Source organism: Brevibacillus brevis (assembly GCF_031583145.1).
Taxonomy (GTDB): Bacteria; Bacillota; Bacilli; order Brevibacillales; family Brevibacillaceae; genus Brevibacillus; species Brevibacillus brevis_E.
In genome coordinates this window covers 3,445,607-3,460,570 of the sequence record NZ_CP134050.1, presented here as the reverse complement: position 1 = coordinate 3,460,570, position 14,964 = coordinate 3,445,607, and the positions used below count along the sequence as shown (strand labels likewise).

General features: G+C 51.1%; 14 protein-coding genes. 9 read left to right on the top strand and 5 right to left on the bottom strand.

Annotated features, from left to right (window positions below; genetic code table 11):
* The first annotated feature begins 53 nt into the window (after nucleotides 1-53).
* From RGB73_RS17175 to RGB73_RS17155, 5 genes are all read left to right on the top strand, one after another.
* Nucleotides 54-848: a TIGR00282 family metallophosphoesterase gene (locus RGB73_RS17175; RefSeq protein WP_310763907.1), complete on the top strand. Its 795-nt coding sequence runs from the start codon at nucleotides 54-56 to the stop codon at nucleotides 846-848.
* Between the two features lie 117 nt (nucleotides 849-965).
* A complete protein-coding gene (spoVS, locus tag RGB73_RS17170) occupies nucleotides 966-1,226 on the top strand; it encodes a stage V sporulation protein SpoVS (RefSeq protein WP_003385776.1) in 261 nt (86 codons plus the stop codon).
* A gap of 99 nt (nucleotides 1,227-1,325) precedes the next feature.
* Nucleotides 1,326-2,264: a dipeptidase gene (locus RGB73_RS17165; RefSeq protein WP_310763902.1), complete on the top strand. Its 939-nt coding sequence runs from the start codon at nucleotides 1,326-1,328 to the stop codon at nucleotides 2,262-2,264.
* A gap of 194 nt (nucleotides 2,265-2,458) precedes the next feature.
* Nucleotides 2,459-4,237 carry a 2-oxoacid:acceptor oxidoreductase subunit alpha gene (locus tag RGB73_RS17160; protein ID WP_310763901.1) on the top strand — a complete coding sequence of 593 codons (1,779 nt, stop codon included), beginning with the start codon at nucleotides 2,459-2,461 and terminating at the stop codon, nucleotides 4,235-4,237.
* Nucleotides 4,209-5,075 carry a 2-oxoacid:ferredoxin oxidoreductase subunit beta gene (locus RGB73_RS17155; RefSeq protein WP_310763900.1) on the top strand — a complete coding sequence of 289 codons (867 nt, stop codon included), beginning with the start codon at nucleotides 4,209-4,211 and terminating at the stop codon, nucleotides 5,073-5,075. Before RGB73_RS17160 ends, RGB73_RS17155 begins: the two co-directional genes overlap by 29 nt.
* Nucleotides 5,076-5,175: 100 nt before the next feature.
* Here RGB73_RS17155 and RGB73_RS17150 read toward each other — a convergent pair whose 3' ends face one another.
* Nucleotides 5,176-6,213, bottom strand: a complete 1,038-nt coding sequence (locus RGB73_RS17150; protein ID WP_310763898.1) for a YkvI family membrane protein — start codon at nucleotides 6,211-6,213, stop codon at nucleotides 5,176-5,178.
* A 53-nt stretch (nucleotides 6,214-6,266) separates the two neighbouring features.
* Here RGB73_RS17150 and RGB73_RS17145 point away from each other — a divergent pair, with 53 nt between their 5' ends.
* The 3 genes from RGB73_RS17145 to RGB73_RS17135 all read left to right on the top strand — a co-directional run bounded on the left by RGB73_RS17145 (nucleotide 6,267) and on the right by RGB73_RS17135 (nucleotide 8,857).
* Entirely contained in the window at nucleotides 6,267-7,019 is a 753-nt protein-coding gene (locus tag RGB73_RS17145; protein ID WP_310763896.1) for an MBL fold metallo-hydrolase, read from the top strand.
* Between the two features lie 35 nt (nucleotides 7,020-7,054).
* Nucleotides 7,055-7,615 (top strand): tRNA 5-(aminomethyl)-2-thiouridylate-methyltransferase MnmM, encoded by a 561-nt coding sequence (gene mnmM, locus RGB73_RS17140; RefSeq protein WP_310763895.1) that lies wholly within the window; start codon nucleotides 7,055-7,057, stop codon nucleotides 7,613-7,615.
* A gap of 162 nt (nucleotides 7,616-7,777) precedes the next feature.
* Nucleotides 7,778-8,857, top strand: coding sequence for a YheC/YheD family endospore coat-associated protein (locus tag RGB73_RS17135; RefSeq protein WP_310763893.1), 1,080 nt, complete (start codon nucleotides 7,778-7,780; stop codon nucleotides 8,855-8,857).
* 164 nt (nucleotides 8,858-9,021) lie between these two features.
* On the opposite strand, the gene cbpB is transcribed toward RGB73_RS17135, so the two are convergent.
* From cbpB to RGB73_RS17115, 4 genes are all read right to left on the bottom strand, one after another.
* Nucleotides 9,022-9,495 (bottom strand): cyclic-di-AMP-binding protein CbpB, encoded by a 474-nt coding sequence (cbpB, locus tag RGB73_RS17130; protein WP_310763892.1) that lies wholly within the window; start codon nucleotides 9,493-9,495, stop codon nucleotides 9,022-9,024.
* Between the two features lie 296 nt (nucleotides 9,496-9,791).
* Nucleotides 9,792-10,928: an acyltransferase gene (locus RGB73_RS17125; protein WP_310763891.1), complete on the bottom strand. Its 1,137-nt coding sequence runs from the start codon at nucleotides 10,926-10,928 to the stop codon at nucleotides 9,792-9,794.
* A gap of 45 nt (nucleotides 10,929-10,973) precedes the next feature.
* The gene (locus tag RGB73_RS17120; protein WP_310763890.1) at nucleotides 10,974-11,819 is read right to left on the bottom strand and encodes a lipoate--protein ligase family protein; all 846 of its coding nucleotides are present in this window, start codon (nucleotides 11,817-11,819) and stop codon (nucleotides 10,974-10,976) included.
* Nucleotides 11,820-11,983: 164 nt separating this feature from the next.
* Nucleotides 11,984-13,216 (bottom strand): S-layer homology domain-containing protein, encoded by a 1,233-nt coding sequence (locus RGB73_RS17115; protein ID WP_310763889.1) that lies wholly within the window; start codon nucleotides 13,214-13,216, stop codon nucleotides 11,984-11,986.
* A 236-nt stretch (nucleotides 13,217-13,452) separates the two neighbouring features.
* Here RGB73_RS17115 and miaB point away from each other — a divergent pair, with 236 nt between their 5' ends.
* Nucleotides 13,453-14,964, top strand: coding sequence for a tRNA (N6-isopentenyl adenosine(37)-C2)-methylthiotransferase MiaB (miaB, locus tag RGB73_RS17110; protein WP_310774378.1), 1,512 nt, complete (start codon nucleotides 13,453-13,455; stop codon nucleotides 14,962-14,964).

Sequence of the window (14,964 nt, the reverse complement as noted above, 5' to 3'; positions counted from 1 at the left end):
CTGCATGTTCGAATCCGAATGCGGTTGTGTATACTAGGATTGAGGTGATTTTTATGAAGCTGTTGTTTCTAGGGGATATTATGGGCTCTCCAGGGAGAGAGATGGTGAAATCGTATTTGCCGTTGTTGAAGCGAAAATATCAGCCTACCTTTATTGTGGCGAATGGGGAAAACGCGGCACATGGGCGCGGCATTACGGAGAAGATTGCAAAAGAGCTGTTTGAATGCGGTGTTCAAGCCATTACGCTGGGAAATCATACATGGGATCAAAAGGAGATCTTTGACTTCATCGATGACGAGCCTCGTATGATTCGCCCTGCGAATTTTCCGGAGGGAGCTCCGGGTAAAGGAATTACATATATCAAACAAGCCGAGGGGGAGCTGGCTGTCATCAATTTGCAAGGCCGCACCTTCCTGCCTCCGCTCGATTGTCCGTTTCAGATGGCAGATAAGCTCGTGGAGCAGGCGAGGAAGCGTACCAAGCTCATTTTTGTCGATTTTCACGCAGAGGTCACTTCTGAAAAGCAAGCGATGGCTTGGTATTTGGACGGGAGGGTGAGTGCCGTCGTCGGGACGCACACGCATGTTCAAACAGCGGATGAACGCGTGCTTCCGCAAGGTACGGGTTTTTTGTGCGATGTAGGGATTTGCGGTCCGAGCGACGGAATCCTGGGAATGGGACGGGAAGCCGTCATCAAGAAGTTTTTGACCCAGCTGCCCGTTCGCTTTGAGGTGGCACCGGATCCCGCCCAGCTCAATGCCGTGGTGATTACGCTCGACAAATCGACAGGGCACGCGAAAAAGCTGGAGCGAATCCGAATTGACGCCGACCATCCGTTTATGGAATAATAAGAATAAGATTAGAATTTTTTGAATCTTTCATGACAGTTAGCAGGAATTTTTAGGGGTTATGCGAATATCATTCTAATGATGACAGGATTCCTATCAGACGGGAGGTTCAAAAGGATGGAAGTATTAAAAGTTTCAGCAAAGTCTAACCCCAATTCCGTTGCTGGTGCCCTTGCCGGTGTCCTTCGCGAACGCGGGGCAGCCGAGATCCAAGCTATTGGCGCTGGGGCGCTTAACCAAGCAGTGAAGGCAGTAGCTATCGCACGAGGGTTCGTAGCGCCGAGTGGAGTTGACCTCATTTGTATTCCAGCCTTTACCGACATCGTGATTGATGGAGAAGAGCGCACTGCAATCAAATTAATCGTAGAGCCCAGATAATGAAAATCGAGTACAGTTTGGCCCGCCTGTTTGTTCGACGAATGAACAGGTTTTTTCGTTTGTCCGAATCGATCAAGGAAGCATAAGGAGAGAGAGCACATGAAGGTGTTTGACGCGCATTGCGACGTGCTGGGGAAGCTGTGGAAGGACCCGGAGCTCGACTTTTATCAGGGGGACAAGCGGTTGCACGTAAGTTTACCCGACTTGATAAAAGGGAAAGTAGACATACAGGTGCTGGCCTGCTTCGTGCCGGCGAATGTGCCCTTCGGCAGAAGATTTCATACGGTGCTAGAGATGATCGATGTCTTTTACGAACGGGTAGCGAGCGATCGGTTTCTACCTATTTACAGCAGGGCGGATTTGGACGACTGCGTATTAAAGGGGCGGAAAGGGGCTATTCTGTTTGTAGAAGGAGCGCATGCCTTGGAAGAAAGCCTAGCGCAGCTTCGGACGTGGTACCGTCTCGGGGTGCGTGGCATGACATTGACCTGGAACCACGGCAATTCCGTCGCAGCCGGAAGCGGGGAGCCGAATCCGGGTGGGGTGACTGAGTTCGGGCGAACTGTTGTTGCCGAGATGAACCGTTTGGGAATGGTCATCGACGTCTCCCATCTGGCTGATCCGGGATTCTGGGACATCATGGAGCTGTCGCAAGCTCCCGTAATCGCTTCCCATTCCAATACACGCAAGCTGTGCAACCATCCGCGCAATTTGACGGACGATCAAATACAAGCGTTGATCGCAAAGGATGGCGTGATGGGTCTGACGTTCGTGGACTTCTTTACCGTCGAGGAAAAGCGGACCGTCTGGATCGATGATCTGCTTCGCCATCTGGACCATGTATGTGCGTTGGGGGGAGTAGACCATGTCGCCTTTGGATCCGACTTCGACGGCATCTCCCAGACGTATGGCGACCTCACTTGTGCAGGGGATTACTCCCTTCTGCTAGAAGCTTTGTTAAAACGTTATAAAGAGGAAGAAGTAAAGAAATTTGTGCAAGGAAACTGGTTGCGTGTTTTTAGAAACGTGCTACAATAATACATGTAGATATATTAATGAACCAAGTTCAACATTAAAATTCAGGTCAAAAGTAAGTTGAGTAAAAGCACTTGCAATTTTACATGGACAGGACTACAATGTTACTGTCTATGCACAAAATTGTCACATCTTATCAGTTTTTATCGATAAGAAAGGCTGCTTTTTCTCACAGTCACTGAAAGGGTGGAATCTGAATGATTAGTCAACTTTCTTGGAAAGTTGGAGGACAGCAAGGGGAGGGCATCGAGAGTACTGGTGAGATCTTCTCGATGGCGATGAACCGGATGGGTTACCATCTGTACAGCTATCGTCACTTCTCTTCCCGGATTAAGGGTGGACACACAAACAACAAAATCCGCGTGAGCACCACGCCAATGCGTGCCATTTCTGACGATCTGGACATCCTCGTAGCTTTCGACCAAGAAACGATCGATTTCAATGGGCATGAATTGCGTGAAGGCGGTATCATTATCGCGGATACCAAATTTAACCCGAAATTGCCGGATGGTTTGAAGCCAGTTCGCTTCCTGGCCGTTCCGCTGACGGAAATTGCTGATGAACTGGGAACTTCCCTGATGAAGAACATGGTGTCCATCGGTGCTTCCAGCGCGATCCTCGGCATTCCAGTAGAAAGTTACCGTAACATCGTTGAAGATATGTTCCTCCGCAAAGGCGAAAAAGTGGTTGAAAAGAATATGGAAGCCATTCGCCGCGGTTTTGATTTTGTATCGGAGCAAACTGGCGGTCAACTGCCTGAGTTCCAATTGGAAAAAGCACAACCTCAAAAGCAACTGTTCATGATCGGTAACGATGCGATCGCTCTCGGTGCAGTAGCAGCGGGCTGCCGCTTCATGCCAGCTTACCCGATCACGCCTGCTTCTGAGGTAATGGAATACCTCATTAAAAAGCTGCCGAAATTCGGCGGAACCGTTATCCAGACCGAAGACGAAATTGCAGCGATCACGATGGCGATCGGTGCGAACTTCGCAGGTGCTCGTGCCCTGACTGCTTCTGCAGGTCCTGGTCTCTCCCTTATGATGGAAGCGATCGGTTTGGCTGGAATCACAGAAACTCCAGTCGTTATCGTAGATACCCAACGTGGTGGTCCTTCCACAGGTATGCCTACGAAGATCGAGCAATCCGACGTAAACGCAATGATTTACGGTACGCACGGTGACGTTCCGAAGGTTGTTATCGCTCCAAGCACAGTCGAAGAGTGCTTCTACGATACAGTCGAAGCGTTCAACATCGCGGAAGAGTACCAACTGCCGGTTATCGTGATGACTGACCTGACTCTGTCTTTGGGCAAACAAACCGTTGTACCGTTTGACTACAATAAAGTGGAAATCCGCCGTGGGAAACTGCTGGCTGGACAAGAGTTGCCGGAAAAAGAGCAAAACGACCTGTTCAAACGCTATGAAGTAACAGAGGACGGCGTATCTCCTCGTGTCATTCCTGGCCAAAAATACGGTTTGCACCACGTTACCGGTGTTGAGCACGATCAAACTGGTCGTCCATCCGAAAACGCTGCTAACCGTAAAGCGCAAATGGAAAAACGTATGCGCAAACTCGATGGCGTGCTGAAAACCTTCAAAAATCCAGTAGTGGTAGACGCTCCTCACGAAGAAGCAGACGTTCTGGTTGTGGGTATCAACTCCACTATCGGTACGATCCAAGAAGCCAAAGTTCGCTTGGAGCAAGAGGGTGTGAAGGTTAACCATGCCCAAATTCGCCTGTTGCATCCATTCCCAGCTGAGGAATTGAAAGCACTTGTTGAGAAAGCGAAAAAGGTTGTTGTCATTGAGCACAACATCCAAGGACAAGTTAAAAACCTTCTCAAACAGCACGTTGGCAACGCAGAAAAGATCGAATCCGTGCTGAAATACGACGGAAATCCGTTCTTACCAAAAGAAATTTATGCTGAAGTGAAGGAGCTGGTAAAACATGGCGACTATGAAAGAGTTTCGAAATAACGTAAAGCCTAACTGGTGCCCAGGCTGCGGTGACTTCTCCGTTCAAGCAGCGATCCAACGCGCGGCAGCGAACGTAGGTCTGGAGCCTGAAGATCTGGCGATTATTTCCGGTATCGGTTGTTCCGGTCGTATCTCCGGCTACATCAACGCTTACGGTTTCCACAGCATTCACGGACGTTCCCTGCCAATCGCGCAAGGTGTAAAAATGGCGAACCGTGAGCTGACTGTTATTGCTGCTGGTGGTGACGGTGACGGCTTCGCGATCGGTATGGGCCACACTGTCCATGCGATCCGCCGCAACATGAACATTACGTACATCGTAATGGACAACCAAATTTACGGTCTGACCAAAGGTCAAACCTCGCCTCGTTCCGCTACCGGTTTCGTAACCAAATCGACTCCGGCAGGTTCCATCGAGTCTTCCATCTCTCCAGTGGAACTGGCGCTGTCTGTTGGCGCAACCTTTGTTGCCCAATCGTTCTCCAGCGACCTGAAAGGCTTGACAGAGCTGATCGAACAAGGTATCAAACACGAAGGCTTCTCCCTGATCAACGTATTCAGCCCTTGTGTAACATACAACAAAGTGAACACCTACGACTGGTTCAAAGAGAACATCGTACCGGTAGATACTATCGAAGGCTACGATCCTCATGACCGCATCAAGGCAATGTCCACTTCCATGCAATACAAAGGTTTGATCACAGGTCTGATCTATCAAAACAAAGAACAAAAACCTTACGAAGCGCTCGTAAATGGCTTCAAAGAAGAAGGCTTGGTAAAACAAGATGTTCGTCTGTCCGAAGACGACTTTGCAAAACTGGTAGCCGAGTTTGCATAAGGCTTATCCAAGCTCGAAAACCTCTCCTGTACAGGAGAGGTTTTTTTGTGAGCTCATCATTGCAAGAGAACGGCCGTCCGCCGTATCTCGGTTCCGGGTATTAAAGCGTTCGACCGCGCCATTGGCGATACACGAGCATGACGAGGAAGAAGACGACGAGTTGGCCGAACAGCGGATAGAGGAAACGCAACAGGGAGCTGAATCCGACGAAGCTGATCAGGTAACAGACCAGGAGGATCCCGAAAAGAATCGTTGGACCTCGCAGCCGAGTGACGAGGCGCAGCTGCTCAGCCAGTCCGAAGACATTGGCGACGAGGGTCGAAAAAATTTCCGCATACACTAAGAGTGAAAAAAGCAGGGGAATGCCGCGCCCAAAGCCCTGCAGCAAGGCGATCATGGGCATTTCCGCGTCCTGAATACCGGGCATTTTTACAGAGAGGGAGACAAATGCCAAGATGAGCAAGAGACCGATCCCGATCCCTCCGATGATTCCTCCGATGATCAGCGGTTTTTCACTTGTGCTGTAGCGTCCGATTGGAACAAGAACGGCTTGTGCAAGCGTGACATTTAAGGCAACATAATAAAAGGGAGAACTAAGCCAAGCCCACCGACGGACGGATTCGACGAGAATGATCGGGCCTTCCCATGGCTCGGTGTGCAGGAAAACGAGAAAGGTAAACACGATCAGGGTCGGAACGAAAATAGCATTGACCTGATGGATGGCGAACAGCCCTTTTCGCGCGACAATAAAGATGAGCAGCATGCTGATCCAAATACCGGCCTGAGCAGGGAGCTGAAATGACTCTCCAAAAATCGCTCCAGTCGCCGCGAGCATCACGGAAGTCGTGCCGAACAGCACGGTGAGCAGCAAGCTGTTGAAAATCGTACCGAACGGATGACCAAACAAGTAGGTGCTGACGTCTTGATACGAATCAGCCTGGATGCGATAAGAAATCAGCATCACGCGTGTTCCAGCCCATATGAATAAAGCAGTGGCGAGCAAAATTCCGAACAGGCCTTGTATACCGTATTGAACAAAGAACTCTACGATTTCCTTTCCGGAGGCAAAACCGGCCCCTACGATGGTTCCGATGTACGTAAAGGCGATTTGCCAAGTAGTTTTCCATGATCCTTGCATCTCAGACCTCCTGTCCCACCTTAATCCATCCTATGAAGAGGAGTGAACCGTTTATGCGCGTTACTGTCCTTGGGTTTCAATCTCCTTATCCCGGGCCAAACGGAGCGACGCCCGGTTATCTGATTGAGACACAACATACTCGCCTTATGCTCGACTGCGGGAGCGGCGTTCTGGCACAGCTGGGTAGGTACATGCCGATCTACGAGCTGGATGCCTTGCTGCTTTCGCATTACCATCACGATCATATCGCGGATATCGGAGTCTTGCAGTACGGACTCATGGTTCACCAGCTGTTCGGTGAGCGTAACCCGGGAAAACCGCTCCCGGTGTACGCCCCTGATTCTCCAGCGGCCAATGCCCAGTCGCTCGTGTACAAGGCGGCAACCGCATTTCACCCGGTAAAGGAGCAATCCCGCGCTAAAATCGGGGATATGGAGATCCAATTTTTGCGGACGGATCATGGCGACGGGGACCCCTGCTACGCGATGCGGCTTGAGGCGGAAGGGAAGGTGCTGGTGTATGGAGCGGATAGCGGACCGGCCACCAACTGGGGGTCATTTCTGAAAGAGGCCGATTTATTTATCGGGGAAGGCACCTATCTGGATCACAATCTGCCGGCAACTCCGAATGGTCATCTCTCTGTGCGTCAGCTCGCACAAATCGCAGAAGAGCATTCATGCCGCTCGTTGTTGATTACGCACCTGTATCACGGTTACGATCCGGAGGAAGTCCTTCGGCAAGCGAGCGCCTATCAAGCAGGGGCTTGTCACGTAGCCCGTATCGGCTTGCAAATTTCGTTGCAGTAGAAAAACGGAGAATGGATTGTAAGGAGAATGCCAAGATGTTTCCGAATGTGTTGGAAGTGGCCCGGAATTTGATTCGGGAGAGAGTGAAAGCGGGGGAGACGGTGGTAGATGCCACGATGGGCAACGGCAATGACACACTGTTTCTTGCCCAGCTGGTCCAGGAGAAGGGCAAGGTCGTCGCGTATGACATCCAGTCTTTGGCTATGAAAAAGACGAGAGAGCGGTTGGAGCGGGAAGGTGTGCTCGATTGGGTAGACATGCGCCTCGCAAGCCACGAAGAAATGGAATCCCTTACTGACCAGGTGGGAGCCATCATGTTCAACCTGGGCTATTTGCCAGGAGGGGACAAAGAGATTACGACACAGGCAGCCAGCACGATCCGTGCGATCCAGGCAGGACTCCGCGTGCTGCGTCCCGGTGGAATCATGACCGTGATGATTTACTGGGGGCATGCGGCCGGAGCTGTGGAAAAGGACGCAGTCGAATCGTTTTGCCAGTCGTTGAGCCAAATGGAGTATCTCGTCTTGAAATACCAGTACATAAACCAGCAGAACCAAGCGCCATTCCTGCTTGCCATCGAGCGGAGAAGCGCGTAAGGGAAATCCTTTTCCCGGGCAAGCGCAGATTGCGACAGCGACTGCGGCAGATCCGAGAATCGTGTCAGGCGCTGCCGCCCCGTTCCTCCGCCAAAAAATAGGCACGCCCTTGGCTGTGAAGGCACATACCTTATGTTGAGTAACGCAGCAAGGGGGATCTATGTGAATCGAATCGGCATTATGTTGGACTGGGGTGTCATGCAGAAAGGCATTAAAGGAGACAAGTCTTACGAGCGCTTGCCGTATTATGTCGAGATCGGAAAAGAGCTGGGGCTGGAGCCGGTCTTCTTTCATCCGCGGCATGTACTGGCTGGGGAAGAAAAGGTCCAAGGATACTTTTGGAATGGAAATCGGCTGGTCCCCCGTCTGGTACAGATCCCGCGTGTGATTCACAACCGAGTCTTGACGGGTGACGGAGCTTCACGTAGAGTAATCCGGCGGCTGAGCCAGAAGAAAACCGTATTTAACGGAATCGTGGTGCGTGACAAACGAAAAGTGCATCAAATGCTTTGGAAAAATCCGTATATCCGACAGTACCTGCCGCACACCGTTCCGTTTTCCGTGGAGCAGCTCAAGAGTTTCCTGGAGAAGTACCGGATTGTTTACGTGAAACCTTCGATCGGTTCGGTGGGGATTGGGGTAGCGCGGATAGAGAGGCATGGCAGCGAGTATCATTTTATTGCGTCAAAGAAAAGGAAGACGATGTCAAAAGGTCGTCTACTGGCAACCGTCCGCAAATGGGTAGGGAACAAGCGATTTTTGATCCAGCAGGGCATCAACCTGGTGCGGTACGATGGAAGGACATTCGATATTCGCGTCTCTGTGCAACGGAACAGGGAGCGTGAGTGGACAGTAAGCGGTATGGTCGCCAAGGTTGCCAACCAAAAAAACAAGCTCAGCAATTTGTCGCGTGGCGGCAGAGCGGTACCTTTGACAGTGGCTCTGGCCGCCACTTTTTCGGAAGAGGAGCAGATGGCTGCCATCGAGCGGATCCAGACAGCGGCCATCGAAATTGCCAAACAATACGGCAAGCATTTCCCGTCTCTCGCGGATTTGGGAATGGACATGGGGCTTGACGACAGCGGACATCCGTTCCTGATTGAAGTCAATGTACGAGACCAGCGCTATTCTTTTTACAAAGCCGGGGAGAAGGAGATGTTCAAGCAGACCTACCGTCATCCAATGGAATATGCCCATACGCTGTTCCAGGAAGGAAAAAAACAGGAGAAGAGGCATGCTTAAACAAAGAGCAAGAAGGAGCAGATCACGCGAGGCAAACCGGCGTCTGCTCCTTTTTGCAAGCTGGCGCTTCAAGGCAATCCTTGCAAAAAAGGGATCAGGAGCAGTCGGGATGAAGTAAGCCAGAGGAAAACAAAAAGAACGGAAATCCGTTCTTCTCATTGTGATTATTCAGTAGCCGTCTGCTGCTGATGGTCGGCAGTCGGGAATGGCAAGTTGCGAAAATGGCGGTAGGCGAGCGCCAGGATGGATTTGCGGGTGAGAATGCCTTGGAAATATTGTTCATCGTCTTCGATGCAAATAAACGGATGGTTGATGGAGACTTCCAGCGCTCTGAGAAAATCGTCCGTGTACTTGAGGCGGGCCATTTTGGTTTCCATCACTTCGTCCACCGTATATTCCGACATCTTTTCGGTCTCGAACCTCTCGAGTCCCAGTGCTTTATTCATGATCATGTTGGTGCTGATCAAACCGTGCAAGCGATACTGATGATCCAAAACAGGGACGGCCGAATAGCCGCTTTTGATCAGAACGAGCAGGGCGTGCTCAAGGGAATTGCCCAGTTGGACGTGAGCGACTTTTGTGGAAGCAATGACGAGATCTTTTATGGGTGTATGTAGCAATGGGATATCCTGATTCATCTGAGAATCCACCACCTTTTCTTTCGTCTAAGGCAGCAGGCGGACCGCTGCCTGTGGTTCTCTTCTATGATACCGTATGCGGCGAATCTGCGGTAGGGCTTCCTGAGAAAAGTGTAAATCTTGCCATCATCCCCCAGCTGCCGGCAACGTCTGATCGGCAGGAGGGTTCCCCTGAAAAAGAAAAAGCCCGGCAGCTGCGCCGGGTAAAGAATCGAGGTGTGGAACAATTGTCCCTACTCGTAGTATGCAAGAACGACTGGCTTTTTACCTTAGGAGCTTGAAGGAAAGACGGCAGGTCAAGCCTTGTGCGCCTCCACTCGATAGACAGGCTTGGATTTTGGCCGATTTCCTCCGGTCCAATGGGAGACCAGCGTGTGCTCGTACAGGAAGATGCAAAGCGGCGGCGTGATAATAAACATCGCAGCCATGATGAGAGGCGTGGACCAATCGAGCCGGAAAATGACGTAGCTCTCCATCAGAAACAGGATCAACGGATGGACCATGTAGATGGCCATGTTTTGCTTGGCAAGGCGAGACAGCCATTTTCCGAAATTTGGTAGCGCTCCCAAAAAACGCGAAAACGAATAAAACGCGATCAGAAAGCTCAACGTGTAGATCAGATAGAGCGGATCAAAAATATTGAGGCTTTCCTCGTACGTTTTTGTGCCATTCAAGTAGCGGAACATGATCCACGCTCCGGTCACGAGGGTCAACACGATCGCAATCGGTTGCAGCCGGTTTGTCCAGTACCGCCATTGGTCAACGTGCATTCCCGCATAGGCGCCGAGTGCGAATGTGAAGATGTACATGTAAAAATAGTTTTGACCTGATACATAGCTGTGTTGGACGAGCGCGAGCAAAGCGTTCGCCGACCAGTCGATTGTCCAGTGCGGGTTGACAAACAAGAATTGGTAAAGCATGTACAGCCCGATTTGCCCAACGAACAATGCCACCAGCACTTTCATGTTCAAGTAACGCTCAATGAGCGGCTTGGTAAAAGTAAACAGCAGATTCAGTTGCAAGTAAAGCGGGATGTAATACAAATGGTAAAAGGAGCTTCCCGTAAACAAGCTGTTAAAAAACGGCTCCGCCAATACGAGCGGGTTGACGCTTTGAAACTTGAAGCCCGTGAATATCAACGTCCAGATGATGTAAGGAAGCACGATGACGCGCCAACGTTTGCGCCAGAATGCCATCCAGTCCATCTGCTTTTTTTGATGCCAGTAAAACAGCAGCATCCCAGTCGCGAAGATGAACAAGGAACGTCCAAATCGTAGCAAAATCAGGGAAATTGCTTCTACATCGCCATTCCAAGGGTAATCTGTCTGGTTTTCAATAAAAAAACCAAGGATGTGAATGATCAGGACAGTGAACGCCCCAAACACAAAAAGGGCATTCAGATCCTGAAACGTCCCCTTTCGATTGGTATTCATATCTCCTCCAAAATTCTCACTGGCGGCAACGTACTGATAAGCTCCTTACTTAGGCAACTTCCAGTCTGGTGCAGCCAGTTCTTTTGCTGTAAAGGCAAACAAATGCAGTCGTTGTGAAAGATGCTGCCAGGCGTCCTGATGCAGGTGACTTTGCACCGCGAAAGGAGCAGGCATGACGGGCCATTCTTCCCGGATCGTAGCAAGCAATCTGGCCTTCACATCATCCACTGTGACAGGTTTGCCTGTCAGACCAGCGATACTTCCGACCGTAGTCCCATCGATACGAGGGATCGGCTTGTGGTTTTCCTCCATCTCTTCCAATCCGGCGAGTGCGTAAAAGCGTTCCATCCATTCGCCGCGAGGTCTTTCGTCCACATTGATGCACAGCTGCAGGATCGAGCCGAATCGGGTGCGGCGTTGGGCCATTCCCCCGATTTTTTTGCCGTGCAGGGAAAAGTCGTATTCGCCTGCACAGTATGAGCCGGCGACCTCTCCAAATTCCAAGGTCCCGTAGTCGCGCAGTCCCACGCGAAGCAGGTCGGCGACAAAAGAAAAGAATGAATCAATTGAGATCGCCGTATCCGGCAATAAACAGGCTACATTAACGACACCTGCATCCAAAGGCACACAGGCACCGCCGGAAGAGCGAAGCACGCAGCCAAAGCCTTCCTGGCCAAAGCTGCGAAGAGCATTCTCCAAATGCGGCAGTCTGGCGTCGCGGCGTCCAAGGTAGAGCCCTTGGTCGTAGACCCACAGGTGGATGACAGGTGATGATTCTTGATCGCGCATGCCGGCAGCCAGCGCTTCGTCCCGCACGAGCGGTTCGAGTGGACTGTCCTGATAAGTGCCCGAGTCCATCCATTGGAACGGCTGAGAGATCGAAATTGACATAAGGAACTCCTTATCGAACAAGAATAGCTTCCATTATACAACTGAACGTCGTTCTTTACTAGTTGTTCAGCGCCCTTTTTTCGGGAGTGGAAAAACATACATGGGATACCGTTATGTAAAAATGCCCGGCACTTCGGGTGCAAAGTGCCGGGCTCATTTGAGGCTTACTCTCCTTCTTGAAACGAGAAATTGTCCAGATACGTCGTTTTCCGTGGGGTATCCTTCGTTGCCTCACGCTGCAAGTACAGCCCCAATTTCGTTCCTTCCTGCTTGATTTGCTGTTGGCCGAACAGGAACTGTCCGTTCATGTAGATGGAGACGGAGCTGCCTTTCACCACGACCTTGATCCGGTTGGTAGACTTCAGTTTGTAGGAACCGGAGGCGATCCAATCGACGTTGTCATCGTTCACGTTGTTTACTTTGCCGAGGACGACGCGGTCTTTTTGGACGAAAACGACGTTCGCTTTTCCGTCTTTTCCATTGAAGAATAGACCACCCAGGCCGTCGGTGCCGTTCACGTTTACGTCCACAGACAGCTCGTAGTTATCTACCTTGTCTGATTCATCCCAGCTGAGCGGCAGCAGGTAGTGAGCCAGCTTGTTGTCTGTAGAAATCGCGGTTACCTGCTTGTTGACTACACCCCAAAATCCATTCGCTTGATCGTTCTTCCAGTTTTTCAGATTGGTATCGGAGAACGAGTCGGAAATGCTGATGGGAGTCGGCTTTGGTTCTTCCGGAGCAGGGAATACGACCTTTGTCTCATCGTCATCCTTGCGATCGATCAAGGCACGGTAGAGCAGAGACGCTGCTTCCGCGCGGGTAATCGGATCCTGTGGACGGAAGTAGTTGTTTGATCCCTGCATCAGTTTGGTTTGGATGGCGATGGCGATATAGGACCGCAGTGCCGGGGAGATATCGTCGTCATCGCGGAATTTTTTCAGTTGATCCAGGTCGGCCTTGTACTTTTTGTCGTAGCCGAGCAGGCGAACCAGCGCTACGGCGATGTCCTCGCGAACCGCAGCATTATTCGGCTTATACGTGTAGGTAGAGCCAGACTTGTAGCCGGTCAAATACGGCTTGGCGTACTCCACGTAATAAAACGCCCAGTGGGAGCGCGGTACGTCTTTAAAGGTTTGGCTAACGGAGCGTTTGTCTATGTCGACATCTGCTGCTGCGATCATGATTTTGGCAAATTCAGCGCGAGTGACTTCGTTGTTCGGACGGAATGTCCGGTTGTCGTAACCGGCGATGATGCCTTTGGCAGCCATCTCTGTAATTTCCTTATAGGCCCAGTGACTGCGCGGAACGTCCGAGAATGTAGGCGTCGCGGCGCTTACAAAGGGAACGATCGTCAAGAACATCATCACCGATAGAAATAAGGCTAGTGCTCTTTTCATGGGGAACCTCCTCTTCTTGAATGGGTTGCTTATGTCTGGCTGTTATTCAGACGCTGGGTGGGAAGGGAATGTTGCACGGGAAGAGCTCTTTTTTGGGAAAATTGGGCAAAAAGTAGGGGTGGGTTCAGACGTATTGTACATATTTTGCCTCATTATACATTAGCGATGGATGGCCCAAAATGTTATAATTCTTTATTGACTGCTAAAGACATTCCCACTGGTTGAGGTGATACATGATGAAAGAAATGAAAGAGGCGACTCCGGACTTAAAATCCGCGAAGTCTCCGAAGACGACGGCTGACTTTGCGAAGTACTTTCAGGCTCCTTCCTTGAAAGACGCGAAGCAGCGTGGAAAGGAAGAGATCCTGGTCCACTACGACTTTGCCATTCCTGAGGACATGCGGGAAATCGGGAAAGGGAAGCGCTACCACGTCCGTACCTATGGCTGCCAGATGAACGAGCATGACTCGGAGACCATCTCCGGCATTCTCGAGAACATGGGGTACAGCCATTCCGAGGTCATGGAGGAAGCGGATGTCATCCTGTTCAATACCTGTGCGATCCGCGAGAATGCGGAAGACAAGGTGTTTGGCGAGCTGGGCCACATGAAGCGGCTGAAGCACAACAACCCGAATCTGATCCTCGGCGTATGCGGCTGTATGTCGCAGGAAGAAAAAGTGGTCAATAAGATTCTGAAGAGCTACCAGCAAGTCGACCTGATCTTCGGGACGCACAATATCCATCGCTTGCCGGAGCTTTTGCGCGATGCCATGTTCAGCAAGGAAATGGTGATCGAGGTATGGTCCAAAGAAGGCGACATCGTGGAGAACATGCCGAAGATCCGCGAAGGGAACACCAAGGCGTGGGTCAACATCATGTACGGCTGTGACAAATTTTGTACGTACTGCATCGTGCCGTACACGCGCGGGAAAGAGCGCAGCCGCCGTCCGCAGGATGTCGTCGCGGAGGTCCGCGATCTGGCGAGACAAGGATTCAAGGAAATCATGCTGCTTGGCCAAAACGTGAACGCGTACGGAAAAGACTTCGAAGACATTCAGTACGGCTTTGGGGATCTGCTGGACGAGATTCGCAAAATCGACATCCCGCGTATCCGTTTCACGACCAGCCACCCGCGCGACTTCGACGATCATTTGATCGAGGTGTTGGCAAAAGGCGGCAACCTCGTGGAACAAATTCATCTGCCGGTGCAATCCGGCTCCAGTGAAATTCTGAAGCGCATGGCCCGCAAATACACGCGCGAACACTATCTGGAGCTCGTGCGTAAAATTAAAGCGGCGATCCCGAACGTCTCCCTCTCCACCGATATTATCGTCGGCTTCCCGGGGGAAACGGACGAACAATTTGAGGAGACCATCTCCCTCGTGGAGGAGGTACGCTACGACTCCGCTTATACCTTCATTTACTCTCCGCGTGAAGGTACGCCAGCCGCTGTCATGGAAGACAATGTCCCGATGGAAGTGAAAAAAGCGCGGCTGTACCGCTTGAATGAAGTGCTGGCGAAGATCGGGCTGGAGCAGAACAAGAAGCTGCAGGATAAAGTGGTCGAAGTTCTGGTGGAAGGCGAATCCAAGACGAATGCAGAAGTACTGGCCGGACGCACTCGCACCAACAAACTGGTCCACTTCCGAGGAGATAAATCCCTGATCGGCACCTATGTGCATGTCAAAATTACCGATGCCAAGACGTGGACTCTCCACGGTGAAATCGCTACAACTGTCGAGGTGTAA